The organism is Pseudomonas sp. YQ_5, from assembly GCF_043103305.1.
Taxonomy (GTDB): domain Bacteria; phylum Pseudomonadota; class Gammaproteobacteria; order Pseudomonadales; family Pseudomonadaceae; genus Aquipseudomonas; species Aquipseudomonas putida_Y.
Window position 1 is genome coordinate 18,605 of the sequence record NZ_JBICJS010000096.1, and the last position, 24,255, is coordinate 42,859.

Annotated in this window: 24 protein-coding genes, 1 tRNA gene and 1 pseudogene; 11 read left to right on the forward strand and 15 right to left on the reverse strand. The window is 59.1% G+C overall.

The annotated features are described in order from the left end of the window. Positions 1–36: 36 nt before the first annotated feature. From ACF8EA_RS21745 to ACF8EA_RS21755, 3 genes are all read left to right on the forward strand, one after another. Positions 37–1,533, forward strand: coding sequence for a CoA-acylating methylmalonate-semialdehyde dehydrogenase (locus ACF8EA_RS21745; protein ID WP_392523181.1), 1,497 nt, complete (start codon positions 37–39; stop codon positions 1,531–1,533). Positions 1,534–1,850: 317 nt separating this feature from the next. Beyond that, entirely contained in the window at positions 1,851–3,488 is a 1,638-nt protein-coding gene (locus tag ACF8EA_RS21750) for a BCCT family transporter (protein ID WP_392523182.1), read from the forward strand. Between the two features lie 386 nt (positions 3,489–3,874). Then, the gene (locus tag ACF8EA_RS21755; RefSeq protein ID WP_392523183.1) at positions 3,875–5,077 is read left to right on the forward strand and encodes an MFS transporter; all 1,203 of its coding nucleotides are present in this window, start codon (positions 3,875–3,877) and stop codon (positions 5,075–5,077) included. 195 nt (positions 5,078–5,272) lie between these two features. Here ACF8EA_RS21755 and ACF8EA_RS21760 read toward each other — a convergent pair whose 3' ends face one another. The 3 genes from ACF8EA_RS21760 to ACF8EA_RS21770 form a co-directional block, all read right to left on the reverse strand. Next, positions 5,273–5,914, reverse strand: coding sequence for a 3-oxoacid CoA-transferase subunit B (locus ACF8EA_RS21760; protein ID WP_252458713.1), 642 nt, complete (start codon positions 5,912–5,914; stop codon positions 5,273–5,275). An 8-nt stretch (positions 5,915–5,922) separates the two neighbouring features. Then, positions 5,923–6,618, reverse strand: a complete 696-nt coding sequence (locus ACF8EA_RS21765) for a 3-oxoacid CoA-transferase subunit A (RefSeq protein ID WP_103469815.1) — start codon at positions 6,616–6,618, stop codon at positions 5,923–5,925. Positions 6,619–7,098: 480 nt separating this feature from the next. Next, positions 7,099–7,284 carry a hypothetical protein gene (locus tag ACF8EA_RS21770; RefSeq protein ID WP_103469814.1) on the reverse strand — a complete coding sequence of 62 codons (186 nt, stop codon included), beginning with the start codon at positions 7,282–7,284 and terminating at the stop codon, positions 7,099–7,101. Between the two features lie 255 nt (positions 7,285–7,539). Between ACF8EA_RS21770 and ACF8EA_RS21775 the strand changes: the two genes are divergently transcribed. Next, a complete protein-coding gene (locus ACF8EA_RS21775; protein WP_392523185.1) occupies positions 7,540–7,818 on the forward strand; it encodes a hypothetical protein in 279 nt (92 codons plus the stop codon). A gap of 314 nt (positions 7,819–8,132) precedes the next feature. Here the strand turns inward: ACF8EA_RS21775 and ACF8EA_RS21780 are convergent, their stop codons facing one another. Beyond that, positions 8,133–9,038, reverse strand: coding sequence for a LysR substrate-binding domain-containing protein (locus ACF8EA_RS21780; RefSeq protein ID WP_392523186.1), 906 nt, complete (start codon positions 9,036–9,038; stop codon positions 8,133–8,135). A gap of 98 nt (positions 9,039–9,136) precedes the next feature. Here ACF8EA_RS21780 and ACF8EA_RS21785 point away from each other — a divergent pair, with 98 nt between their 5' ends. After that, on the forward strand, positions 9,137–9,898 hold the full coding sequence (locus tag ACF8EA_RS21785; RefSeq protein ID WP_021782178.1) for a TSUP family transporter: 762 nt from the start codon (positions 9,137–9,139) through the stop codon (positions 9,896–9,898). A gap of 1 nt (position 9,899) precedes the next feature. Here the strand turns inward: ACF8EA_RS21785 and ACF8EA_RS21790 are convergent, their stop codons facing one another. The 5 genes from ACF8EA_RS21790 to ACF8EA_RS21810 all read right to left on the reverse strand — a co-directional run bounded on the left by ACF8EA_RS21790 (position 9,900) and on the right by ACF8EA_RS21810 (position 14,602). Then, the gene (locus tag ACF8EA_RS21790) at positions 9,900–11,324 is read right to left on the reverse strand and encodes a diguanylate cyclase (RefSeq protein ID WP_392523188.1); all 1,425 of its coding nucleotides are present in this window, start codon (positions 11,322–11,324) and stop codon (positions 9,900–9,902) included. 137 nt (positions 11,325–11,461) lie between these two features. Next, the gene (locus ACF8EA_RS21795) at positions 11,462–13,291 is read right to left on the reverse strand and encodes an SLC13 family permease (protein WP_392523190.1); all 1,830 of its coding nucleotides are present in this window, start codon (positions 13,289–13,291) and stop codon (positions 11,462–11,464) included. Between the two features lie 126 nt (positions 13,292–13,417). After that, a complete protein-coding gene (locus tag ACF8EA_RS21800) occupies positions 13,418–13,810 on the reverse strand; it encodes a glycine zipper domain-containing protein (protein WP_103462316.1) in 393 nt (130 codons plus the stop codon). Positions 13,811–13,883: 73 nt separating this feature from the next. Continuing rightward, positions 13,884–14,069, reverse strand: coding sequence for a hypothetical protein (locus ACF8EA_RS21805; protein WP_004577263.1), 186 nt, complete (start codon positions 14,067–14,069; stop codon positions 13,884–13,886). Between the two features lie 242 nt (positions 14,070–14,311). After that, positions 14,312–14,602, reverse strand: coding sequence for an RcnB family protein (locus tag ACF8EA_RS21810; RefSeq protein ID WP_021782182.1), 291 nt, complete (start codon positions 14,600–14,602; stop codon positions 14,312–14,314). 117 nt (positions 14,603–14,719) lie between these two features. Here ACF8EA_RS21810 and ACF8EA_RS21815 point away from each other — a divergent pair, with 117 nt between their 5' ends. Next, positions 14,720–15,070 carry a hypothetical protein gene (locus ACF8EA_RS21815; RefSeq protein ID WP_021782183.1) on the forward strand — a complete coding sequence of 117 codons (351 nt, stop codon included), beginning with the start codon at positions 14,720–14,722 and terminating at the stop codon, positions 15,068–15,070. Positions 15,071–15,252: 182 nt separating this feature from the next. Then, a complete protein-coding gene (locus ACF8EA_RS21820; protein ID WP_392523191.1) occupies positions 15,253–16,074 on the forward strand; it encodes a class I SAM-dependent methyltransferase in 822 nt (273 codons plus the stop codon). Here ACF8EA_RS21820 and ACF8EA_RS21825 read toward each other — a convergent pair whose 3' ends face one another. The 4 genes from ACF8EA_RS21825 to ACF8EA_RS21840 all read right to left on the reverse strand — a co-directional run bounded on the left by ACF8EA_RS21825 (position 16,075) and on the right by ACF8EA_RS21840 (position 19,213). Then, the gene (locus tag ACF8EA_RS21825) at positions 16,075–16,842 is read right to left on the reverse strand and encodes an SDR family oxidoreductase (protein ID WP_021782185.1); all 768 of its coding nucleotides are present in this window, start codon (positions 16,840–16,842) and stop codon (positions 16,075–16,077) included. It lies immediately after the preceding gene. A gap of 36 nt (positions 16,843–16,878) precedes the next feature. Then, the gene (locus ACF8EA_RS21830) at positions 16,879–17,946 is read right to left on the reverse strand and encodes a phosphotransferase family protein (RefSeq protein ID WP_392523193.1); all 1,068 of its coding nucleotides are present in this window, start codon (positions 17,944–17,946) and stop codon (positions 16,879–16,881) included. A gap of 182 nt (positions 17,947–18,128) precedes the next feature. Beyond that, positions 18,129–18,446, reverse strand: a complete 318-nt coding sequence (locus tag ACF8EA_RS21835; RefSeq protein ID WP_003251077.1) for an SCP2 sterol-binding domain-containing protein — start codon at positions 18,444–18,446, stop codon at positions 18,129–18,131. Between the two features lie 56 nt (positions 18,447–18,502). Further along, positions 18,503–19,213, reverse strand: a complete 711-nt coding sequence (locus ACF8EA_RS21840; protein ID WP_392523195.1) for a histidine phosphatase family protein — start codon at positions 19,211–19,213, stop codon at positions 18,503–18,505. 197 nt (positions 19,214–19,410) lie between these two features. On the opposite strand from ACF8EA_RS21840, the gene sohB reads away from it, so the two are divergent. Both sohB and ACF8EA_RS21850 read left to right on the forward strand, forming a co-directional pair. Continuing rightward, positions 19,411–20,430, forward strand: coding sequence for a protease SohB (sohB, locus tag ACF8EA_RS21845; protein WP_004577258.1), 1,020 nt, complete (start codon positions 19,411–19,413; stop codon positions 20,428–20,430). A gap of 154 nt (positions 20,431–20,584) precedes the next feature. Beyond that, positions 20,585–20,658 (forward strand) — tRNA-Cys (locus ACF8EA_RS21850). Between the two features lie 98 nt (positions 20,659–20,756). Here ACF8EA_RS21850 and ACF8EA_RS21855 read toward each other — a convergent pair. Beyond that, a pseudogene (locus ACF8EA_RS21855) lies at positions 20,757–21,023 on the reverse strand (integrase); the annotation flags it as partial. A 183-nt stretch (positions 21,024–21,206) separates the two neighbouring features. Continuing rightward, a complete protein-coding gene (locus ACF8EA_RS21860) occupies positions 21,207–22,004 on the reverse strand; it encodes a helix-turn-helix transcriptional regulator (RefSeq protein ID WP_021784530.1) in 798 nt (265 codons plus the stop codon). 120 nt (positions 22,005–22,124) lie between these two features. Between ACF8EA_RS21860 and ACF8EA_RS21865 the strand changes: the two genes are divergently transcribed. Then, positions 22,125–22,940 (forward strand): carbon-nitrogen hydrolase family protein, encoded by an 816-nt coding sequence (locus tag ACF8EA_RS21865; protein ID WP_392523196.1) that lies wholly within the window; start codon positions 22,125–22,127, stop codon positions 22,938–22,940. Between the two features lie 140 nt (positions 22,941–23,080). After that, entirely contained in the window at positions 23,081–24,190 is a 1,110-nt protein-coding gene (locus tag ACF8EA_RS21870) for a polyamine ABC transporter substrate-binding protein (RefSeq protein ID WP_274101793.1), read from the forward strand. The last annotated feature ends 65 nt before the right edge of the window (positions 24,191–24,255 follow it).

Consider the following 24,255-nt stretch of genomic DNA (forward strand, 5'->3'; position numbering starts at 1 on the left):
AACGCAATATTTGAATAACAAAAAGTGGAGTTTCACATGAATACTGTCGGTCATCTGATTAACGGCGAAGTTGTCCTCGAGTCCAAGCGCACCCAAGATGTTTTCAACCCGGCCACCGGCCAAGTGGTTCGCCAGGTTGCGCTGGCCTCCAGCCAGACAGTAGAGCACGCCATTGCTAGCGCTGAAGCTGCTTTCCCGGCCTGGCGTGATACACCGCCTATCAAGCGGGCCCGCATCATGTTCCGTTTCAAAGAGCTCCTGGAGCAGAACGCAGATGCGATTTGCAAACTGATTGGTGAAGAGCACGGGAAAATTTCCCATGATGCTGCAGGCGAACTGCAACGTGGCATTGAGAACGTTGAGTACGCCTGCGGGATCGCTGAGCTTCTGAAGGGTGAGCACAGTAAGAATGTCGGCCCGAACATCGATGCCTGGAGCGAGTTCCAGCCGCTGGGTGTGGTTGTAGGCATCACGCCGTTCAATTTCCCTGTGATGGTGCCGCTGTGGATGATCCCTGTGGCCATCGCGGCGGGGAACTGCTTCATTCTCAAGCCGTCTGAGCGTGACCCAAGTTCCACCTTGTTCATCGCCCAACTGTTGCAGGAAGCAGGCCTGCCTAACGGTGTGCTGAACGTGGTGAACGGGGACAAGGAAGCGGTCGATATCCTGCTGCGTGACTCGCGCGTTCAGGCTGTCAGCTTTGTGGGGTCGACGCCGGTTGCTGAATATATCTACGCCACCGCCACGGCCCACGGCAAACGCTGCCAGGCACTGGGAGGTGCCAAAAACCACGCGATCGTCATGCCAGACGCCGATATCGACAATGCGGTCAACCAACTCCTGGGCGCTGCATTTGGCTCTTCCGGTGAGCGCTGCATGGCGCTGTCGGTCGCTGTTGCGGTGGGGGATGCGGCAGCCGATGCCCTGATCGCCAAAATGAAAGAAGCCATGAAAAACCTGAAGGTGGGTGCTTATACCGACAGCAAGAACGACTTCGGCCCGGTGATTACCCGGCAGCATCAGCAAAAAGTTGTTGGTTATATCAACAGTGCTGAAGAGCAGGGCGCTAGCGTTGTTGTCGACGGGCGGGAGCCAAACGTTGCTGGCTACGAGGAAGGGTTCTTCGTCGGTGGTACCCTGATCGATCACGTTAGCCCGGAAATGCAGAGCTACAAAGAAGAGATCTTCGGCCCGGTTCTGCAGGTCGTGCGTGTCAAAAGCATGCAGGAAGCCATGGTGCTGATCGACAAGCACGAGTACGGCAATGGGACATGCATCTTCACCCGTGATGGCGAAGCGGCTCGTTACTTCTCTGACAACATCAAAGTGGGCATGGTGGGCATCAACGTTCCTCTGCCAGTGCCCGTCGCTTATCACAGCTTCGGCGGTTGGAAGCGCTCGCTGTTCGGTGATCTGCACGCGTACGGACCGGATGGCGTTCGGTTCTATACCCGACGTAAGACTATCACCCAACGCTGGCCGTCCTCGGGCGTTCGTGAGGGCGTCGAGTTCTCCATGCCGACTATGAAGTAACGACGACCCAAGGTGCGTGCCTGACTGCCAACAGGCACGCACCTTTTGCTATTTCGAGGTGTGCTGGTAGCGGTGATGATAGTCAAGTTTGCCATGTGCGGCTTGGAGGTTGTGTGGCTGTTCCGCTGAAATAATAATTAAATAAAATGAGAGGCGAATATGAATAATAAGCACAATATATGTTCGGGAAAGGCCGGCGGCCTTTCATTTATCCAAGGGACTCGATCGGTTCAAGCAGTGGCGGCAATACGTGCTTGATCTATTCGTATTCAACGGGCTTCTGATGTTGAGTCGACAGTTCTGAGGAGATATGCCAAATGAATAAGTTTAAAGATGGTGCCTCGCTGGATGGTCGCGTGTTTTGGCCGTCGATTGCAGTGATACTCGGTGTCACGATCCCCCTCATCGCATTTCCCGAGGCAGGGAATGCGGTGATAAACCAGATGTTTTCGTTTGCGACCGGGAAGTTTGGATGGCTTTATCTGATTGCCGGTTTGATGACTGTACTATTCCTCCTGTGGATGGCGTTCGGACCTTACGGTAATATTCGTCTAGGCCGGAAGAGTGATGCCCCAGAGTTTTCCTATTTCAGCTGGGTCGCAATGATTTTCTGTGGTGGTATTGGTATAGCCATTGTTAATTGGGCCTGGGTTGAGCCGATTTATTATTTTAACGGACCACCACTGAATGTAGCCGCTCACAGCCGGGAGGCGGCGGAGTGGGCGTTGACGTATGGGCAGTTCCATTGGGGGCTGACCCCGTGGGCAATTTACTGCTTGCCGGCTTTGCCAATTGCGTACTCCATGTATGTGCGTCGACAGCCTGGGGTGAGATTGTCGGTGGCTGCGCGCGGTGTCTTGGGCAATAAGTCGAATGGTTGGCTGGGTATTACGCTTGATACCGTGGTTGTTTTCGGTATTGTTGGCGGTGTGGGGACTTCCCTTGGCCTGGCTGTGCCACTGGTTTCAACCTTGGCGAGCGACATTTTTGGAATCAAGCAGTCCTTCGCATTTGATATGTGCGTCTTGGGGCTCTGGACGCTGATGTTCGGCATGAGTGTGTGGTTTGGTCTGAGCAAGGGGATAAAAATTCTCAGTGATATCAATGTCTATCTGGCATTGCTGCTGCTGGTGTTCGCTGCGGTTGTCGGCCCAACCTTGTTGCTCATCAACGGCTGGGCAAACAGCCTGGGGCTAATGTTCAATAATTTCATCCACATGAGTTTGTGGACTGACCCTGTTGCGAAAGGTACGTTCCCTCAGGACTGGACGATTTTTTATTGGGCATGGTGGATTGCCTATGCGCCCATGATGGGGTTGTTTGTTGCTCGTATTTCTCGAGGGCGGACAATTAAAGAGCTCATTTTGGCAGAGCTTGTGTGGGGGAGCCTGGGGTGCTGGGTTTTCTTTGCGGTCTGGGGCGGCTACTCACTTAATCTTCAGCTTACAGGTGAGCTGGACGTCAGTGCCATCTTGACGGAACACGGGATTCCGGCTGCCGTGCTAGCCATCCTGAAAACGATGCCCTTCTCAAACTTTGTCATTGGCGCTTTTGTACTCCTATGCTTTGTGTTTCTGGCCACAACGCTTGATTCGGCAGCTTATGTACTTGCATCAGTTACATCGAACGAGCTTAGCGGTTATGAAGAGCCTCAGCGCTGGCTGCGCATTGTATGGGCATTGCTGCTGGCGGTCATCGGCATTGGCCTTCTCAAAGTAGGCGGCCTGAAAGCTGTACAAACCTCTACGATTGTCGTTGCGCTGCCTTTGATACCTGTGCTGGGCGTACTGACCTGGTCACTGATTCGCATGATTCGTGCAGACCTGGGTCGTGAACTTGGGTCTACAGAAATTGTTCTAGATGATGCGGCCACGCTTGCCAGTGCGCCTGAGGTCAATGCGCCGCAGACTGGGGAAATGGCTTTGGTCACGACACCTCCAGAGCCTAGGTGTTAAGATTCTTGTTTGCCATTTTCTTACAAAAGCCCAGGGTTCCTGGGCTTTTGCTTTTCTGGCAGGAGCGGGTGCGTGCAGCGGGTAACGTTGTTCAGCCATAAATAAAATACACCCTTTGGGGTGTTTTTTATTGCATCAAGGTAATGGTTTTACTGGTTATTATATTCGGTTTGCCCGGCGGCTCGAATATTGTTTGTGTCGCAAAATTACTTATTGTGTCGCGGCTGGTCAACTGTCTTATTTGCGTTGTGCGCTATGTTCCCTTGAGCCGTTACTTTGCGTTTTTGATAGCGAGCTCGCCATCTCTTTTGGTGAGTTGGCGGTTAGAAGTGGCTTGGGTGCAGCAATGTTTCCAGGTAGATTAAACTCAATGGGAAAATGTTTTTATGCCGCATATCTGGCGAGATAGCAGATGGGTTTTGTTGGGCAGCGCAGTGATATTGTCATTGTCGCTAGGAATACGGCACGGTTTCGGACTTTTTCTGTCGCCTATGAGCATTCAGTTCGGGTGGGGGCGGGAGGTCTTCTCGTTTGCAATTGCAATTCAGAATCTGGTGTGGGGGCTCGCGCAGCCTTTCGCAGGGGCTCTGGCCGACCGATATGGTGCGAGTAAAGTCGTCGGCGTAGGGGGTGTGTTCTACTTCACTGGTTTGGTCTGCATGAGTTTCTCCGACTCACCATCGACATTGATGATGAGTGCGGGCGTACTCATTGGCATTGGTCTTTCCGGCACCTCTTTCTCCGTGATCCTGGGTGTAGTGGCACGGGCACTACCCGCTGAAAAACGTAGTGCGGGGATGGGGCTTGCGAGCGCAGCAGGATCCTTTGGCCAGTTCGCGATGCTTCCAGGCTCTCTGAGCCTCATCCAAGGGCTCGGCTGGGAGAAGGCGCTTTTGATTCTGGCGCTTTTCGCCTCTCTCATCATCCCACTGGTCGCCATGTTGAAAGATGCGCCAACCGAGCGGCAGGCCAGTGATCAGACCATGGCGCAAGCGCTGAGAGCGGCGAGTACCCATCCTGACTTCTGGCTCCTGACGTTTGGCTTCTTCGTTTGTGGATTCCAGGTCGTTTTCATTGGCGTCCATTTACCTGCTTACCTGATGGACAAGGGGCTTACCGCACAAACGGGAACCACTGTTCTCGCACTTATTGGGCTATTCAACATATTTGGGACTTACACAGCCGGCTGGCTCGGTGGGCGCTTGTCCAAGCCGAAGCTGCTGACGGCTCTCTACCTGATGCGCGCAGCAGTCATTGTCGCCTTTGTCTCTTTGCCAGTGAGCAACGTAACGGCTTACTTGTTTGGCATGGCAATGGGCTTCCTTTGGCTTTCAACCGTTCCTTTGACCAACGGCGTGGTAGCCTCGGTATTTGGTGTCCGCAATCTTTCGATGCTTGGTGGGCTCGTTTACCTCTTCCATCAGGTTGGCGCATTCCTGGGCGGCTGGGTGGGGGGGGCGGCTTACGATTTCACTGGAAGCTATGACTTGGTTTGGAAGGCCGCGGTTGTCCTGAGCTTTATTGCTGCAGCAGTTAACTGGGCTGTAAGAGAGAAGCCAATTTCTCTGTTGAGCACCAGCGTCGCCTGACTCGCTGAGTCTTGAGCGTTTTATTCTCAGGGGCTGACTTGCCTTGGGATGGCCTGCAGAAGTCGCAGGCCTTGAGCCTGGCAAGGGCTCTGTGGGAGCGGCCCAAGCGCCGTGCAAGGCCGCCCCACAAAAGCCAGTGCAGGCTGCGTATTTATATTGCCACGCTGGACATGCAGCGCCAGCAGGCTGCCCGGATCACTTGATCAGCGGCACGCCACTGAGTTTCTGCAGCTCGTCAAAATCGATGTCCGCGCAGATCTCGATCACTTTCAGCCCTTCAGGTGTCACTTCCAGCACCGCCAGGTCGGTGTAGATGCGGCTGACGCAAGCAATGCCGGTCAGCGGGTAGGTGCACTCGGGCACCAGCTTGCTTTCGCCGGTCTTGGTCAGGTGGTCCATCATCACGAACACCTGGCGGGCGCCGGTGGCCAGGTCCATTGCGCCGCCTACGGCCGGGATCGAACCTTCGGCGCCGGTGTGCCAGTTGGCCAGGTCGCCCTTGACCGACACCTGGAAGGCGCCCAGTACAGCGATGTCCAGGTGGCCGCCACGCATCATCGAGAACGAGTCGGCATGGTGGAAGAAGGCCCCACCGGTCAGCAGGGTGACGTGCTGCTTGCCGGCGTTGATCAGGTCATCGTCTTCCTCGCCCGGCGCAGGGCTTGGGCCCATGCCCAGCAGGCCGTTCTCGCTGTGCAGGAACACTTCCTTGTCGCCCAGGTAGTTGGCCACCAGGGTCGGTGCGCCGATGCCCAGGTTTACATAAGCGCCTTCCTGGATGTCTGCGGCCACGCGTTGGGCCATCTCGGTGCGGGAGAGCTTTTTGGTGATGGTCATGGCAGGCCTCAGACAGCTTTGGCAATCGAAGAAACGGCAGCACCGGTGACGGCGACCACACGCTGGACGAAGATACCCGGGGTGATGATGTGTTCCGGGTCCAGTTCACCAAGTTCGACGACTTGGTCGACCTGGGCAATGGCGGTCTTGGCGGCCATGGCCATGATCGGGCCGAAGTTGCGGGCGGCCTTGCGGTAGGTCAGGTTGCCCCAACGGTCACCCTTGTGCGCCTTGATCAGTGCGAAGTCGGCGTGCAGCGGCATTTCCAGCACGTACATGCGGCCGTCGATCTCACGGGTTTCCTTGCCCTCGGCCAGCAGGGTGCCGTAGCCGGTCGGTGAGAAGAACGCACCAATGCCGGAGCCTGCGGCGCGGATACGCTCGGCCAGGTTGCCCTGCGGGACCACTTCCAGCTCGATCTTGCCGGCGCGGTACAGCTCGTCGAACACGTAGGAGTCGGACTGGCGCGGGAACGAGCAGACCACTTTGCGCACGCTACCTGCCATGAGCAGGGCGGCCAGGCCGATCTCGCCGTTGCCGGCGTTGTTGCTGATGATGGTCAGGTCGCGGGCACCGGTGGCAATGAGGCCATCGATCAGCTCGGACGGCATGCCAGCCGTGCCGAAGCCACCGACCATGATGGTCGAACCGTCGGTGATCCCTTCCACCGCGCTGGCGATGGACTCGTACGTTTTATTGATCAAGGCGAGCTCCTGGTTGTTCCTGGAGTTGTGGTTGTCGGGCTGGCCGGAGCGCGTGAAGCGATGGGCCTGTCAGCACGTGATTTGGCTTGCTGACTTTCGCTATAGCGTGCCGCAAGATAGGGCAACAGTAGAGAGGGTTTGGCTGAATTTGTGCGATTATCGAACTGTTGTGCGATCTGCGAGCAGTTCTGGAGGCTATGTGCACCCGAGTGGTGGGAGCATCTGGCCGAGCAGATGGCGCGTTCCAACTGCCGGGCAGATATAGATGAGGAGCGCTTGATCATGGGTTACACGATCAAGTTGTTCTGGCGGGGGTAGATGACCCGGCGCCAGCCCGGTTCAAGAAGCTATCTTGCGCTGCGAAGAAGCGATAACTGCCTAATACAGTCGATTGCCTTACTGGCCTCTTCGCTGCGCAAGACTGCTCCTGCAAGGTGATGGGCAAGCCAGCCCGTGGAGCAGGACAATTGCGTGCTCAGGTCACTGCAAGGTGTCGGGCTTCAGGCTATCCGGCAATTGCCGAATAGCCGCCTCAAGCCGCGCGATCGGCCCAGCGAGTTGATCCGCTTCCTTGTCCTTGCCTTCACCTCTCAGGCGATCACACTCAACGCGCAGGTCTAGCAGATTCTTCTGCAGCTTTAGTGCAGAGGTTTTGAACGAGTCCATGCATTTCTCACGCTGTAGGCTTCCGTGCCGTTGTAGGAAAAATGGACCGTAGCAGCTCGAATTTGCCTGAGAAACTGATGTTTCATACAGGCAAGACTCATTGCCACGTCACTTCCTACAGATTGCGGTAAACAATCCTACAAACCGTGTTTCAGATCGTGTCCTCCCAAATAAGCTCAATCTACCGTATTGGCTGGGTTCAGGCGCTTTCGAGAGGCAGCGCACTGAACGCAGGTACTGCGCAAAGCTGGAGGCGTGTTTAGAAACTTCGTGTATCAATTGCCGGCCGCAGCGAGACGTGCTCAGTGTCAACCACTGCGGCTGAATCCAGCCCGGCGGCATCCGCGCATCGCATCTGATCCGCTTTTTTTCCATAAACCTGAATCTGTAACCGTATCAGCCCAAGCTCGACAATATGCCCATTCCCGCATCACAACTGTAGAGGTTCCAATGGGCAAGCTGGCGCTGTTCCTGGGTGGTTTTCTGCTGCTGACCATTCTGATTGGTATTCTTGGCACCATTCCGCCAAGCTGAGTTCAACTGCGTTTTCCCCTGCGCGGCCCGTCCACTTCAAGCGACGGGCCCAATCTATTGGCAAATGGCCGGTAATCCATTGTCATTGCACTGCTGAATCAGCGGTAGGTGCACGTCATTCTCAAGGCAGGAGCGGATCGAGCGGCTCAAGTTGGCCGATTCGGCATTTCTGCTTGTGCGATAAGTCGTTCTTTACGCTGGGAATTCTGTCCACAAAAAACGTGGGTAGGTCTGTGGATAAAGTGCTGCAAGCCAGACCCGCGGCGGGCTCTGTTAAATTGAGCAGAAATTGAACAGTCGTTTCATGGCCTGTTTCAGCTAGGCGAGCCAGCTCGTCGCAGGGCTGCCAGCAAGTCACGTACCCGCGCCGGCAACTCGCCAGCAGGGTATACCGCGTGCATCTGTGGGTCCTGGCCGCTGCTGGATGTCAGGCGGTACTGTGGACACACCCGCACCAGGCGGCCGGCCTTGACCTGTGTTTCGCCGACCCAGGCGGCAAGGCGGGCGATGCCGGCGCCGGCCAGTGTGCTGTGGAATACCGCGCCTCCTGAGCCCAGGCGAAGCCTGGGCCTGGGGCGCAGGCTGGTGATCTGGCCATCGTGGCAGAAGTGCCAGGCCTTGAGGATGCGCGGCGCGGTATGCAGGATCAAGGTGTGTCCATTCAGGTCTTCCGGGTGTTGCGGTGTGCCAGCCAGGGCCAGATATGCCGGGCTTGCATACAGATGGCGCTGGTAGGGCCAAAGCGGGTAGCCAATCAGCTCGCTCGATTGCGGGAAGGCACCGCGCACCACGAAATCGAATCTACCTTGCAGCGGGTCGAGGGCTTCGTCGCTGTACTGGACGTCCAGGGTCACTTGGGGGTGGCAGCGGGAAAACTCGGCAAGCACCTGTGGTAGCACAAGCTCACCCAGCAGTTGCGGCGCGGCAAAGCGAATCCAGCCTTGGGCGCTGCCACTGAGCGCGGCCAGTTCATCGGCAGCATCGCGTTGCACATCCAGCAAGCGTTCGGCATGCGGTAGCAAGCGCTCGCCGGCCTCGGTCAGGGTTACGGCGTTGGCGTTGCGGTTGAGCAATTTGCTTCCCGCATTGTCTTCCAGGGTTTGTACCGCGCGTGTAACTGCACTGGGTGAACGACCCAGCGCGCGGGCGGCAGCAACGAAGCTGCGCTTGTGTGCGACGCTGACGAACGCCTGGATTTCCCGCAGCATGTCCAATGCCATTGCCTGCTCCTTGTTGCAGTTATCGCAATATGGCATTTCAACACAAGTGCGCCACTTTGATTAGCCTTGCAGGCGTCTTCACTGCCTGGAACCGCGTCATGATGGATATTGCTGTGCTTTCTGTGTTCGCCTTCGCCGCTGGGTTGATCGACGCCGCGGTGGGTGGCGGCGGGCTGATCCAGATCCCGGCCTTGTTCAACGTGTTGCCCACCGCGCAACCGGCGGCATTGCTCGGCAGCAACAAGCTGGCGTCCGTGTTCGGCACGGCTTTCGCGGCCCGCTCGTTTATCCGTAAAGTGACGCTGGATTGGGGGTTGATCGTGCCGGCGGCACTCAGTGCCTTTGTCATGTCGTTCGCGGGGGCCGCAACGGTGTCGCTGGTACCGCCCAGCGTGATGCGCCCGGCAGTGCTGGTGCTGATCGTGCTGATGGCTATCTACACCTTCTGCAAGAAGGACTTCGGCACCTTGCACAAACCTGCGCAGATCGGCCGCAAGGAGCAATGCCTGGCAGTGCTGATCGGCGGCGCTATCGGCTTCTACGATGGCCTGTTCGGCCCCGGCACCGGTAGCTTTCTGATCTTCCTGTTCATCCGCTTCTTTGCCCTGGACTTCCTGCACGCGTCGGCTTCGGCCAAGGTGGTGAACATTGCCACCAACCTGGCGGCGCTGGTGTTCTTCGTGCCGACCGGCAACGTGCTGTACGCCATCGCCTTGCCCATGGCGGTGTGTAACATTCTTGGCGCGCTGACCGGTACCTGGCTGGCGGTACGCAAGGGGGCCGGTTTTGTCCGCGGGCTGTTCCTGGTGCTGTTGTGTGTGCTGATCGCCAAGCTGTCGTGGGACTTGCTGGCTGGCTAGTTCAAATCACCAGGCGTTGTGCTTCGGCCTGTTCGACGCGGTTGCGGCCATGGGCCTTTGCCCGGTACAGAGCTTGGTCGGCACTCGCCAGCAGTTCCTCCAGGCCGGGGGCCGGCATGTTCGCGTTGCAGCCTGCCACACCGATACTCACGGTAATCTGCAGGCGCTGGTCGGCCTGCACCACGTGCAGGTCCTGTATGGCGCGGCGCAGGCGTTCGGCGGTGAATGCGGCCCGCTCTGGCGCAAGTCCCGGCAGCATGACAACGAATTCTTCGCCACCCAGGCGTGCTAACAGCTCGTCGTTGTGCAGCTGGTCCTGCAGGGTGCTGGCGAATTGGCGCAGCACCTGGTCACCGACTGCATGTCCGTGGGCATCGTTGATCGACTTGAAGTGGTCGATGTCCAGCATCATCAGGGTCAGAGGCAGCGCCTGGGCGTGCTGTTGACGGCTCTCCAGCAGCGCATTGGCGCGCTGCGTGAAGGCGCTGCGGGTGAGCGCACCGGTGAGGTGATCGACGGTGGCCTGGTGCGCCAGACGGGCCATGAGGCTACGGTTGGCCTGGCTGACGCAGGCCACCACCAGCGGCCCGAGCACCAGCATGGCGATGCCCAGGCGCGCCGACATCAGCGTGGTAACCCCTGGCTCGCTCTGCGGCACGCTGAAGTGCATGAGGTTTTGCGCCACGGCCACGATCAGCGTGCTGCCGGCCGTGAGCGTCAGCAATGAAACCAGGAACGGTGAGTAGGTCCAGGCACACCACAGCAACGCGGCAATCGGGAAGGCAATGGCCCCAGGGCCACCAAAGGCGATGCTGAATGCCAGCGAGGCCAGCAGCACCAGCAACGGCGCCAGGCGGATGGGCTGCGCGCCGCCGCGCATCAAGGCCCGCACCGAGGGCGCTGTAAGCAGCACCGGCAGCACCAGCACGCCGGTCGAGAACTGTTCGCTGAACCAGGCTAGCCAGGTGGCGCGCAACGACTGTTGGAACCACGGTGCGGCCATTGCCGCTGCCATGCTGGCCGCTACCGCGGCAGCGGCGGCGCAGGCGGCGAACACGCGGAGTACGCCATATGGGCTGCGCATGCGCCGGTGCATGCGTGGCAAGCGCGTCAGCAACTGCCAGAGGGTGACCACCACGCCAAGATTGCACAGGTTGAGCCACAGCGCCGGCACCCAAGCGCTGCCGCACAGCAGGTCGGCCCCAACCATGGCCAGCCACACCAGGCTGAAGCCCGTAAACGTGGCTTGACGGGGGTAGCGCAGGAGTACGCCGGCCAGCACCGCATTCACTGGCCAGAACAGCGACAGCGATTCGATCGGGCGTGCCAAAATACCGCCCAGGGTAAGGGCGAAGGTCACGCCAAGTACAACGACATAAGGCAACACGCGCGATTGGGCTGGAAAAACCATGAACTCGACCGGCAAGCGGAAACGAAATCCAGGACAACGCGATACAGCACCTGGGGCAATTACCCGCAGTGTGTTGGGTCAGGGTGGTTGATGTCAATCTGCCGCGATTGGCTGTGATAATGGCAAATTGCCTCTATTTCTGGTTACTTTCATCACAGTCCAAAGAACCACGGCACCATCACGACGGTAACCAGCATCACCAGCACGGTGAACGGTACGCCAATCTTGACGAAGTCAGCGAAGCGGTATTGCCCGGGCCCAAGCACCAGCGTGTTGACCGGTGATGACACCGGCGTCATGAACGCCGCCGACGCGGCCAGCGCTACGGTCATGGCGAACGGGTAGGGCGACATGCCCAGCTGCGCCGCAGTGCTGACAGCCACCGGAGCCATCAGTACTGCGGTGGCGGTGTTGGAAATGAACAGCCCGATCACTGCGGTGACGGCGAACAGGCAGGCAAGAATGGCGCTGGGGCCGGCACCACCCAGCACGTTTACCAGCGCACCCACCGCCAGGTCGATGCCGCCGGTTTTCTGCAGCGCCTGGGCGAAGGGCAGCATGCCGACGATCAGCACCAGGCTTTGCCAGTGGATGGCGCGGTAGGCACTGTTCATGTCGATGCAGCGGCCTGCGCCCATCAGCAGGCAGCCGATCAGCGCAGCAATGACATTGGGTACGGCGCCGCTAACCATTAGCCCGACCATCACTGCCAGGCTGAGTACTGCTTGCGGCGCGCGGGTGCGGGCTGGTGCGACCAGGTCGATCTCGGCGGGCAGGCTCAATACCAGGAAGTCTTTGGGCTTGCTTTGCAACTGGCGTACCGCCTTCCACGGGCCGACTACCAGCAGGGTGTCGCCCAGGCGCAGCTTTTCTTCCAGCAGTTGCTCTTCGATAGCGGCCTGATCGCGGCGCAGGCCGACCACGTTGAGGCCATAGCGGGTGCGAAACGCCAGTTCGAGGATGCACTTGCCGATCAACTGTGAGCCGGGCGGCAGCGAGACCTCAGCCATTCCCAAATCCTGGGACTGGTCGATGAAGTAGGCGGCCTTGAAGTGCAACGGCTCCAGTTGCATGGTTTGGCACAGGCTGCGCAGGTCGTCATGCTTGGCGAATAGGTCGAGCAGCAGCACGTCGCCCTGATGCAACACGGTGCCCGAGTCGGCAGCGATCACGCGGGTGGTGAACTTGTGCTGGCGCTCGATGCCGATCACGTTGGCGCCGTGTCTGGTGCGCAGTTCCAGTTCGCCGAGGTTGTGGCCGATCAGCGGCGAGTGAGGGCGAATGCGCAGGCGTCGTTCACGGCCGCTGAGCTTGTAGTCCAGTACCAGGTCCAGCAAGGTGCGGCGGCTTTCCACCCGGCCATCCTTGCGCACTTCACCGTTGAGCCAGTGCCGGGTCAGCAGCATGTAGCCAATGCCCAGCACCAGCACCACCAGGCCGAACGGGGTAAAGCTGAAGAAGCTGAACCCCGCTTCGCCATGGCGGACCAGCTCGCTGTGCACCACCACGTTGGGCGGTGTGGCGACCAGGCTGAGCATGCCACTGATGAGGCCGGCAAAAGCCAGTGGCATCATCAGGCGGCTGGGTGAAAGCTGCAGGCGTGCAGCGATGCTCAGTACCACCGGGATAAAAATGGCCACCACACCGGTGGAGCTCATGATCGATCCCAGCCCGGCCACCGCCACCATCAGCAGTACCAGCAGGCGTGCCTCGCTATTGCCGGCCCGCTCGCTCATCCATTCGCCGATGCGATAGGCAATGCCGGTGCGCACCAAGCCTTCGCCAATCACGAACAGGGCGGCGATCAGCACCACGTTGGGGTCGCTGAACCCGGCCAGGGCCTGTTCCACGGTAAGGATGCCGAGTAGTGGCAGGGCGAGAATCACCAGCAGCGCGACCACGTCCATGCGTGGGCGGTTGATGACGAACAGGGTAATCACGATGGCCAGCAGGCCGAGGACCCAGAGCAACTCATGGTTCATGGGGAGGGGGTGTTCCTTCACACGGGGACACGATAGACAGTAGCAGTCAGTGTGCCTGCTTGTAGTGAAGGGGGTGTTGATGTGCTGCAACAAAAAGGGCCGCTATGCGGCCCTCTGGTCACGGGGTCAGTGACGGTGGCGGCGGTGCTTCTTGCTGCCGCGGTTGTCGTCGCCCAGATGGTTGCCGAGGGCACCACCGGCTGCGCCGCCCAGGCCGGCACCCACGGTCGAACCGGTCCTGCCGCCTACTGCGCCGCCCAGCAGCGAGCCGCCGGCCGAGCCCAGGCCACCGCCGATGGCGGCTTCGGTGCGGTTGCCCTTGCGCGCACCGACAGCGCTACCGGCTGCGCCGCCAACGCCGGCACCGATGGCTGCGCCGGTCTTGCCGCCGAGCTGTTGACCAACAACGTTGCCCAGGACACCCCCCAGGCCGCCGCCAATGGCGGCAGTACCGTCACCGGCGAAAGCGCCCTGGCACAGCAGCAGGCCGAGGGCAAGGGAAGGCAGAGTCAGACGCATGATACGAACCTCAAAGGAATCATCAGGATAAGTCGCCGCGCAACGGGCGGCAGGTCAGGGCTGAAAGGACGCTTCAGCGGTAGTAGCGGTCACCGCGGTATTGCCGATCGTCATCGTCGTCGCGGTCATGGCGATGGTGGTGGCGATGGTCACGGTCGCGGTCACGCCAGCCGTCGTCATCATGGTAGCGATGGCTATGGCAGCCTGCGGTCAGCAGGACAACAGCAACCAGAGAAAGGCTTGCAAGACGCGTGAGCACGATATAGGTCCTTGATCCGCATAGGTTTACGGGGCACCTTTTAAGACTGGGGCCGATCGATTTGGTTTCCTGGGCGGGCAAAAAAATGTGCTTCACGCGATCAGCGCCAAGGCGTCCGCCTGAAAGAGCGGGCTGTGGCGCTGACCGGCATTGATCAGTCCTGGCGTATCAACGCTTTCCAAGCGTACCTGGTCGGCGGCAAGGTGCTCTGCAATGGCTTGCCTTGACCAGGGCGTGTTGAGTCAGGATGCCGGTTGAATCGCCAGCACCACGCCATTGGTGATCTGTACCAGCACGTAGTGCTTGCCCATGCGCACCCAGTGGCTTTCCTTTTCCGGTTCGGGCAGGCCTTTGGCTTTCCAGTCCTGGATGGCTTGGTCATCGCGTTTGTACTGGTCCGGGGCCTTGTCGCCGACGTTCAGTTCACGGTTGTGGGTTTCGGGGGCGGTGATGCTTTCTTCGCTCGAGGGGGCGGCGCTGACGCTCAGAGGCAGGCAAGGCAGGACGGCGAACAGCAGATAGTGCAGTTTCATGATGCGTTCCTTTTGGCGACATGTGTTATCTGCGACAGCGGCAAGTGCGTGGCAATTCACTCGGGATGCCTGCCAGTGCTAGAGTCGCCTTCTTTTTCGCGACCCCGAGGATGAAACATGCGTGCGATTCTGCCGTTGGCTGCGGTGCTGATGCTGGCCGGTTGCGCTTCTGCGACCATGGAAACCGCGCGTGGCGGCAAGCCGACTGCGCAGCTCGACTCGCACAAGGCACCAGCGCTGGTTGCCCAGTGCATCCAGTTCAGTTGGCAGGAAGAGAAGGTGTTCGGTGATGACGCCAGCGGCTACCTGGAACAGCGCAAGCAGGGCGGGTTCACCGTGTATACCCGTGAGGCCGAAGCGTTCGTGGACGTTTACCCGCAGTCGGGCGGAACGCGTGTGGATTACTACGCGAAGCAGAACGACGGCGTGGCCCTGCAACGCCGGGCTGCTGCTGCAACCTGCCTGTAACGGCTGGCGCCTGTGCTGGCTTTATCACCACTCCTGCAAGGGCCCGCCTATTCAGGGTAATGAGCAAGGCAGTTGTTGCCACAGCAGAGGGCGCGCAGGCTTTACACTTTTTATCAAGACAGCTGTGTTGCAGGGTGCGCGGTGACAGCTAGCATAAGGCGCTTCCACACAAGGACGATTCCATGGACCGCTCACTGCAACTCAACCGCATCAGCTGGGATGAGCGTGCCCCGTTGCACGCCGCTTCGAAGGACTATGAAGTCGAACGCCTGGTCCAGCAACACGGGCACTTGTCCGAAACCGTACGCTTCGACCTGCCACTGCTCGGCGACATCGACGGGCTTGAGACGGTCCATTTGCAGTGCCACATCGGCACCGACACCCTCTCGCTGGCGCGCCTTGGCGCCAAGGTTTGCGGCCTGGATTATTCCAAGGCTTCGCTGGCCGAGGCACGGGCTTTGGCCGAGCGTTGCGCGCTGCCCATCCAGTATGTCGAGTCTGACGTCTATGCCGCCGACAAGGTGCTGCCGGCGGGTACTTTCGACCTGGTCTACACCGGTATTGGCGCGCTCTGCTGGCTGCCCCGCATCGAGCCGTGGGCGCGCACCGTCGCGGCACTGCTGAAGCCAGGCGGGCGCTTGTTCCTTCGCGACGGGCACCCGATGCTGATGGCCGTCAACGAAGATCATCAGGACCGCCTGCAGCTCGAATATCCGTACTTCGAGCACGAATCGCCAACGGTGTGGCACACCGACCAGACCTACGTCGAAACCGAGCAGCGCCTGGCCCACACCGAAACCCACGAATGGAACCACGGCCTGGGCGAAGTGATCACTGCCTTGCTGGCCCACGGGCTGCAGCTGACAGCGCTGGTCGAGCACCAGAGCATCCCTTGGGAGGCGCTGCCGGGGCAGATGGTCAGGGGCGAAGACGGTGAATATCGCCTGCGCGAGCAGCCTGCACGCCTGCCCCTGAGCTACACCTTGGTCGCCGTCAAAGCCTGATCAGGACAGGAAGCCACCGTCGACATTGAGCGTGGTGCCGGTGGTGTAACTGGAGGCATCGCTGGCCAGGTACAGCACCGCGCCCGCCATTTCCTTGGGGTCGGCAACGCGCTTGAGCGGAATCTGCTGCAAGGCGGCGTTGAGGATGGCTTCGTTCTTCACCAGTGCCGAAGCGAACTTGGTGTCGGTCAGCCCCGGCAGTAGCGCGTTGCAGCGAATACCGAACGGCGCACACTCCTTGGCGAACACCTTGGTCATGTTGATGACCGCCGCCTTGGTCACCGAATAGATGCCTTGGAACAGCCCCGGTGAAACACCGTTGATCGACGCCACGTTGATGATGCTGCCGCCGCCGTTCTCACGCATCAGCTTGCCAGCCTCCACCGACATGAAGAAGTAGCCACGGATGTTCACGTCCACGGTCTTCTGGAACGCCCCTGGGTCAGTGTCCAGCACATTACAGAATTGCGGGTTGGTGGCAGCGTTGTTGACCAGCACATCCAGTCGCCCGAACTGTTCGCGAATGCCAGCGAACACCTGCTGAATCTGTTCCAGCTCACCAATGTGGCAGGCCACAGCCGTAGCCTTGCCGCCGGCCGCAATGATGGCATCGGCCACCTGCTGGCACCCTTCAAGCTTGCGGCTGGAAACGATCACATGGGCCCCTTGTTGCGCGAGCAAGTGGGCGATGGCCTCGCCGATGCCTCGGCTGGCGCCGGAAACAAAGGCAATCTTGCCGTCGAGGTCGAACAGGTGGGTCTTGGACATGCTGTTTTCCTTGTTATCCGTCGTCGTGGGCTGTGCTTAGAGGCTGGACTTGGAAATGACCTGCAAGGTCATTTGTTCCAGCAAGCGGTTCATGTGAATGAACTGGGCGAAACGCTTGTCCTGGGTCTGGCCATGGTAGTAGCGGTAGTAGATCTGCTGAACGATGCCTGCCAGGCGGAACAGGCCATAGCAATAGTAGTAATCGAAGTTGTCCAGGCGGATGCCGGCGCGCTCGGCGTAGTAATCGACGAACTGGCGACGGCTGAGCATGCCCGGCGCGTTGCTTGGCTGGCGGCGCATCAACTGCACTGGCGCCGGGTCGCCGGCTTCGATCCAGTAGGCCAGGGAGTTGCCCAGGTCCATGAGTGGGTCGCCCAGGGTGGCCATTTCCCAGTCCAGCACACCGATGATGCGCATGGGGTTGTCAGCATCCAGGATGACGTTGTCGAAACGGTAGTCGTTGTGCACGATGCCTGGGCGCGGGTGGTCGGCGGGCATTTTTTCGTGCAGCCAGGCGGTTACCGTTTCCCAGCGTGGCGCATCGGGTGTCAGGGCTTTTTCATAACGGCTGATCCAGCCCTCGATCTGGCGCTGCACGTAGCCCTCTGGCTTGCCCAGGTCGGCCAGGCCGCAGGCGGTGTAGTCCACCTGGTGCAGCTCGACCAGGCGGTCGATGAAGCTTTTGCACAGGGCTTCGGTCCGGCTGGCGTCCAGGTTCAGTTCGGCCGGGATGTCCGAGCGCAGGATGATGCCCTTGACCCGTTCCATCACATAGAACTCGCCGCCGATCAGGCCGGTGTCGGTGCAGTGTGCGTAGGCCTTGGGGCAGTAGGGGAAGCCGCTGTTCAGCTGGTTGAGGATGCGGAACTCGCGCCCCATGTCGTGGGCCGACTTGGCCTTTTGACCGAAGGGGGGGCGGCGCAGCACGAAGTCGCGGTCCGGGTAGCTGACCAGATAAGTGAGGTTGGAAGCGCCGCCAGGGAACTGGCTGATGCTCGGCAGGCCGTGCAGGCCGGGGATATTGGCTTTGAAGTAAGGGTCGATGACGGCCGCGTCGAGTTCTTCGCCGGGGCGTACCTGGGTGGACTGGTCGGTGAGCGTCATGCGTCTTCCTTATTCTCGATAGCAAGTACTATTGGGTAATCTAATGGTCCGCCAGGGTTGGAACAATCGTCCCATGTGCCAAATAGGTGAGGTTGTTGCTGGTGGATCACTGCACCGAATGCAGGGCAAAAAAAACCGAAGCCGTCAGGCTTCGGTTTTTCGATCATCCGGTATTCCCAGCCTCAGGACGGGAACAGCTCGCTGAGTTTCATCGACAGCATCATGTCGCCCTCAACCCGCAGCTTGCCGCCCATGAAGGCCTGCATGCCGTCGGTTTCGCCGCTGACGATACCTTTCAGGGTTTCGGCGTCCATCACCAGGGTGCAGTTGGCATCCGGGTTTTCGCCTTCCTGCAGGTCGCAGGTGCCGTCCTTGACGATCAGCGCGTAGTGCTTGTCTTCGTCGGTGATGTTGAAGCCGAACACCAGGTCCAGGCCGGCGGCAGCGGATGGGTTGAATTTCTCTTGCATCTTTTTGACGGCATCAGCTACGGAGGTCATGGCGCATTCCTTATAGAGTGATTTACACGTCCCCGCAGGGACACAACAAGCCGGGCTTATCGGTAGGTGACAAGCTCCGGCGCCCTCAACAGCTGCACATGGGCCTGGCTGTTGAAGGAAGCCAGTGCCACGTCGCGGCCGCGAAACTTCAGCTGGCTGAGCGACGTGTTGATGATCTGCCAGTTCAGCGCGAACGCCTGGCTGGGGGTAATACCGGTAACCAGGTGGAGCAGGGCGGCAATGGTGCCCCCCGAGGTGAAGATAGCAACATGATCGCCGCTGCCGGCGGTGTCCAGCACGCGTTGCAGCCCCCCTTGTACGCGTGACGTAAACGAATGCCAGGTTTCCAGGCCATTATCGGCATGCTCGCCATCGTGCCAGCGCTGCACCATCAACGCGAACAGACGCTGAAACTCGCTGCGGTGCTGTGCGGCATTGCGCAGCACATGCAGGGCATCGGGCTCTTCCGGCAGCAGGTCGGGCAACAGGGCACGGATCACACCGTCGGCATCGAACTCATTGAATGCCACGTCGGTCTCAACCGCCGGCACCGGGCAGCCGTTGGCGTGCAGCGCCTGCAGCGCCAGCCGCGCGGTATCCTGCTGGCGGCGCAGGTCGCCAGCCACGCAGCGGTCCAGCCGCACGCCCAACTGGGCCAGGTGTTCACCCAGAGCCTGGCTCTGGCGCACGCCCACGGGCGAGAGGACGTCGTAGTCATCGGCACCGAAGGAGGCTTGGCCATGTCGAATCAGGTAGAGATTGCCCACGAAAGGTTCCGGCCTGTTGGAGGTTGCTGCGAGGTTAGGATGCGGCTCACGGGCTGTCAACGAAAAAACATACAAGCGTTTGAAAGGGTTGTTTGAAAGGTGTTGCCAGCGTTTACACCCGCTGGCAGCACCACAGACGCAACGGTATGCTTGCAACAGTGACGCGCCGTAGTGGCGCAGGTATTTAAGGAGTCAACGTGGAGTTTCTTGCCGAATACGCAAGCTTTCTCGCCAAAACCGCCACCCTGGTCATCGCCATACTGGTGGTGCTGTCGGCCATCGCCGGGCTGCGTGGCAAAGGTCGGCGCAAATCGGGCGGGCAATTACAGGTCACCCGCCTGAACGATTTTTACAAGGACCTGCGTGAGCGTCTGGAGTCCGGCCTGCTCGACAAGGCCCAGCTCAAGGCCCTGCGCAAGCAGCAGGCGAAGGCAGAAAAGCAGCAGAAGAAGGGCAAGGCCGAGGACAAGAGCCGGGTATTCGTGCTGGACTTCGATGGCGACATCAAAGCCTCGGCCACCGAAAGCCTGCGCAACGAAATCACCGCACTGCTGACGCTCGCCACCGCGCGTGACGAAGTGGTACTGCGCCTGGAAAGCGGCGGTGGCCTGGTGCACAGTTACGGCTTGGCTGCATCGCAACTGGCGCGTATTCGTCAAGCCGGCATCCCGTTGACCGTGTGCATCGACAAGGTGGCTGCCAGCGGTGGGTACATGATGGCCTGCATCGGCGAGAAGATCGTCAGTGCCCCATTCGCCGTACTGGGGTCTATTGGCGTGGTGGCGCAGTTGCCCAACGTCAACCGCCTGCTGAAAAAGCACGACATCGACTTCGAAGTGCTGACTGCTGGTGAATACAAGCGCACCCTGACCGTCTTTGGCGAAAACACCGAGAAGGGCCGGGAGAAGTTTCAGGAAGACCTGGACATCACTCACCAGTTGTTCAAGGATTTCGTCTCCCGCTATCGTCCGCAGTTGCACATCGACGAAGTGGCCACTGGCGAAGTCTGGCTGGGCGTGGCCGCCTTGAATCGCAAGCTGGTTGACGAGTTGCAGACCAGTGACGAGTACCTGAGCGAACGCGCACGCAACGCCAACCTGTTCCACTTGCACTATGCCGAACGCAAGAGCCTGCAGGAGCGTATTGGCATGGCCGCCAGCGGTACAGTGGAGAACGCGGTGGTAGGCTTGTGGAGTAAACTCAGCCGCCTGCGCTAACACCTTGAACCCGTTGAAATTTTTTTTCGTTCAGGGGGTTGCAAGGTTAAAAGAATGAAGACATAATGGCGCCCATCGAAACGCAGCAAACTTTGAAAAAGGTTCAGCGTTTCAAGGAGATAGCAAAGCGCAAGCAGCTAGATCCGACCTTTGAGGCCGAGTAGCAAAGTGGTTATGCTCCGGATTGCAAATCCGTCTACGCCGGTTCGATTCCGACCTCGGCCTCCACCATTCGAAAGCCCCGCAGATTAACGTCTGCGGGGTTTTTCTTTGTGGGTCGAAAAAAGCCACGAGTTCCGAAACTTTCGGGGTGGAGTTCTGAAACTTCAGCCTTTCGAGGGCTTTGCGATAGGTCCGACGCGCCGGTAATCATGCTCAGTAATTCCCTCTTTCGAGTGGCCCGGCAGTACGCTTGCCTCGCTAAGGTCGTTGATCTCTGATGCGGCCTTCGGTCGGATATCGCGGAACTGGATGAAGAACGGCGAAAGGTGCTGGCTGGTGTGTCGCGTGACCTTATCGAGCAGCAGGCTTAGGTTGTTCCTCACTCCTTTCATTTCCAGGACGATCCTCAGTCGCTTACCGGTCTTACCCCGAGGTTTCGATCAGTGATTGGGTGATTGCTGAGCGTGGTGAGGCGGCAGAAACCCTGTCGTTCTCCTACGTCAGCGGCCCTTACCAGGCCCGGCGCCTGGCCAACATTGAGTTGCGCCGCCGGGCCTGTGGAGCGCAACGAGGCCGATTGTCTTAGAACTTGAAGCCATCATGAGAAAACGAGTTCAGTTCTGTGCGTTCAAAAATAATGAGAACAGCTCGGACTGAGATTTAATGCCGAGTTTGCTGTACATGTGCTTGCGATGGACCTTCACAGTCTCTGCGGAAATCGCCAGCTTGCGCGCGATCTCCTTGTTCGAGCAGCCGCTAAGCATAAGCCGGCCAACTTCCAGTTCACGGGCGGAAAGCGGCGTATCCAACTGCTGGTCAGTAGAGTCCAGCCAGCTCTGCCAGCTGGGTGCCGGCGACGTGTTCTGCTCCAGCGCTTCCCGCTCGAATGCCATGCGCTGACGCATCAGGGCGGCAACCCAGGACTGGATGAGAGTGAGTAGGGCGGTCTGCTCTGCACTGAAGAGACACTCACTTCCCAGCGAGAGGCTGAGGGTGCGCTCCGTGTCGAGCTGGACGTTGATATGTGCTTCGTCGGCAACGACATTGAGGCGGAAGTAGCGTTGGTAATAGTCGGTTTGCTCGAAGCACTCCGGCGCCACGTCGGCTAGCCAAAACAAACCGCTCTGCGGTGCTTCCCGGTTGGCGAGATAAAAGGGGTCGAGCAGATACAGGCCTTTGAGGTAGTCCTGAAAAAGCGGATCTGGCCCGCCATCCTTGCCTGGGCATTCTGCGAGCACCTGCGGGCGACCATTGCTGAATATCAGTACGACCCAACTGTCCACCGGAATGTATCTATCCAGTTGACGCACCAGAGCCAGCCAGAAATTAGGGCGGTCAAGTGCCTCGATTAGTCTGCCGATGGCCTGGTGCCAGGCCATGTCCTGCAGTGTAATGCTCCCGTTTCTACCCATACGGGGTTACCCCATCGAAGTAATTACTTTCCGTTTTATGGCTCTCCATACTTCGTTTCAGCCCTGGCGGGTGCTGTTCAGTTTGGCGATTGAGCCAACATACACGTGAAAGGATCACCGATGAAGATTGAACTTGTACAACTCTCCGGTCGCGATGGCGATACCGCTTATAACCTGGAACGTACATTGCAGGCCATCGCTACCTGCGCCGTGGATACCGATCTGCTGATTTTCCCAGAGACCCAGCTGATGGGATTTGCCTGCGCCCAACAGCTCGCCGAAATCGCCGAGCCCGTTAACGGGCCGAGTGTGCAGGCCGTGCAACGCGCCGTACACGAACGAAACGTCTCAGCGGTGATTGGTCTGGCTGAGAACGACTCCGGCACCGTTTACAACACCTCCTTGCTGGTCACCCCGCAAGGGATCGCATTGAGTTATCGCAAAACTCACCTTTGGCCGTCGGAGCGCGGATTGTTCCAACAAGGAGACCGCTATGTCACCGCACTGTGGAAGGGCATCCGTGTCGGTATCCTGATTTGCTACGACATTGAGTTTCCGGAAAGTGCTCGGGCGCTCGGCCAACTCGGCGCCGAGCTCATATTGGTCACTAACGGTAACATGGATCCTTACGGCCCTGTCCACCGCACTGCAATCATGGCTCGCGCTCAGGAAAACCAGGCATTCGCGGTGATGGTCAATCGGGTGGGCGACGGCGACGAAGGGCTCGTTTTTGCCGGCGGCAGCGCCGCTATCGATCCCTTCGGGCGCACGCTGTTCGAAGCGGGCCGCGCAGAGTGTCGGCAGGTGGTGGAATTAGATCTCGACCTGCTGCGCACCGCCCGCCACGAATATGACTACCTCAGTGACCGCCGCTTGTTCCTGACCGGCGAGCAGAGTGAGCATGATGATAGTCGACGTGAACTCCTGATCCCCTGAATCAGTTGTGGGGCGCAACTGCAACACAACGATTGTTCCGTCTTAACGCCTGTTTCGACCCTGCCACAACAGTAATTCACAAACTAGCAGGAGCAGTGCTCGTGTCTCTGGACTCAGCGCTAACGCTCCGGAGCATCCCCATGAAACGGATTCGTTACATGCAATTCGCGCTGGTCTCTCTGTTCAGTTTTGGCCTGGTTTGCGCCGAGGCCGGTGACGCTCAAAAGCCAAGTGTCCATATCTACAACTGGTATGACTACATTGCCCCGAACACGGTGAAAGACTTCCAGAAAGAAGCAGGCGTCAGCGCGGTGTACGACGTGTTCGACAACAGTGAGGTCATGCAAAGCAAACTGATGGCTGGCCGCAGTGGTTATGACGTTGTGGTTGCCAGTGCCGACCTGCTACCGAACCTGATCAAAGCCGGCGTGCTGAAAAGACTGGATCGCTCGAAGTTACCCAACTGGTCCCATCTCGATCCCGACGTCCTCGCCAAGTTGCAGAGCAATGATCCCGGAAACAGCTACGCTGCCCCTTATTTGTGGGGGACCACTGGCATCGGCTATGACGCGGACAAGGTTAAGTCACTACTCGGCCCCGATGCGCCAGTCAATTCCTGGGACTTGATTTTCAAGGAAGAAAATCTAGCCAAACTCCGTCAATGCGGTGTGGCCATGCTGGACGCGCCTGGCGAGGTTATTCCTATCGCACTGCACTACCTTGGACTGCCATACAACAGCCATAACCCGGACGATTACAAAAAAGCTCAGGAACTGCTGTTGAAGCTGCGCCCCCATATTGCCTACTTCGATTCTTCCAAGTTCATCTCTGATCTCGCCAATGGCAACGTCTGCGTTGTGCTGGGCTGGGCGGGCGGTGTCTCCGACGCGCAGAAAGCCTCCGAGCTGGCTGGCAACCATCGAAACCTTGTCTACAGCATTCCACGCGAAGGTGCCCCGGTGTGGGTGGAAAGTATGGTGCAGCTCAACGATGCGCCGAACCCGGAGCAAGGGTTGGCCTTCATCAACTACATGTTGCGCCCCGAAGTCATTGCTGAGTCATCCAACTACCTGAGCTATCCGAACGCGAACAAGGATGCCACTGCGCTTGTAGAGAAGAAGATCCGCGACAATCCTGGGGTATATCCGTCCAAGGATGTGCTGTCCACGCTTTTCCCCCTGGAGCCACTGCCGCTGAAGCTGGAGCGCATTCGGACCCGTGCGTGGAACACAGTCAAGACCGGCAATTAATTGGCAGACCCGGTTCTGCTGATGATTGACCAAACCCCAGTCATGAAACAAACCAAAACAAGAGC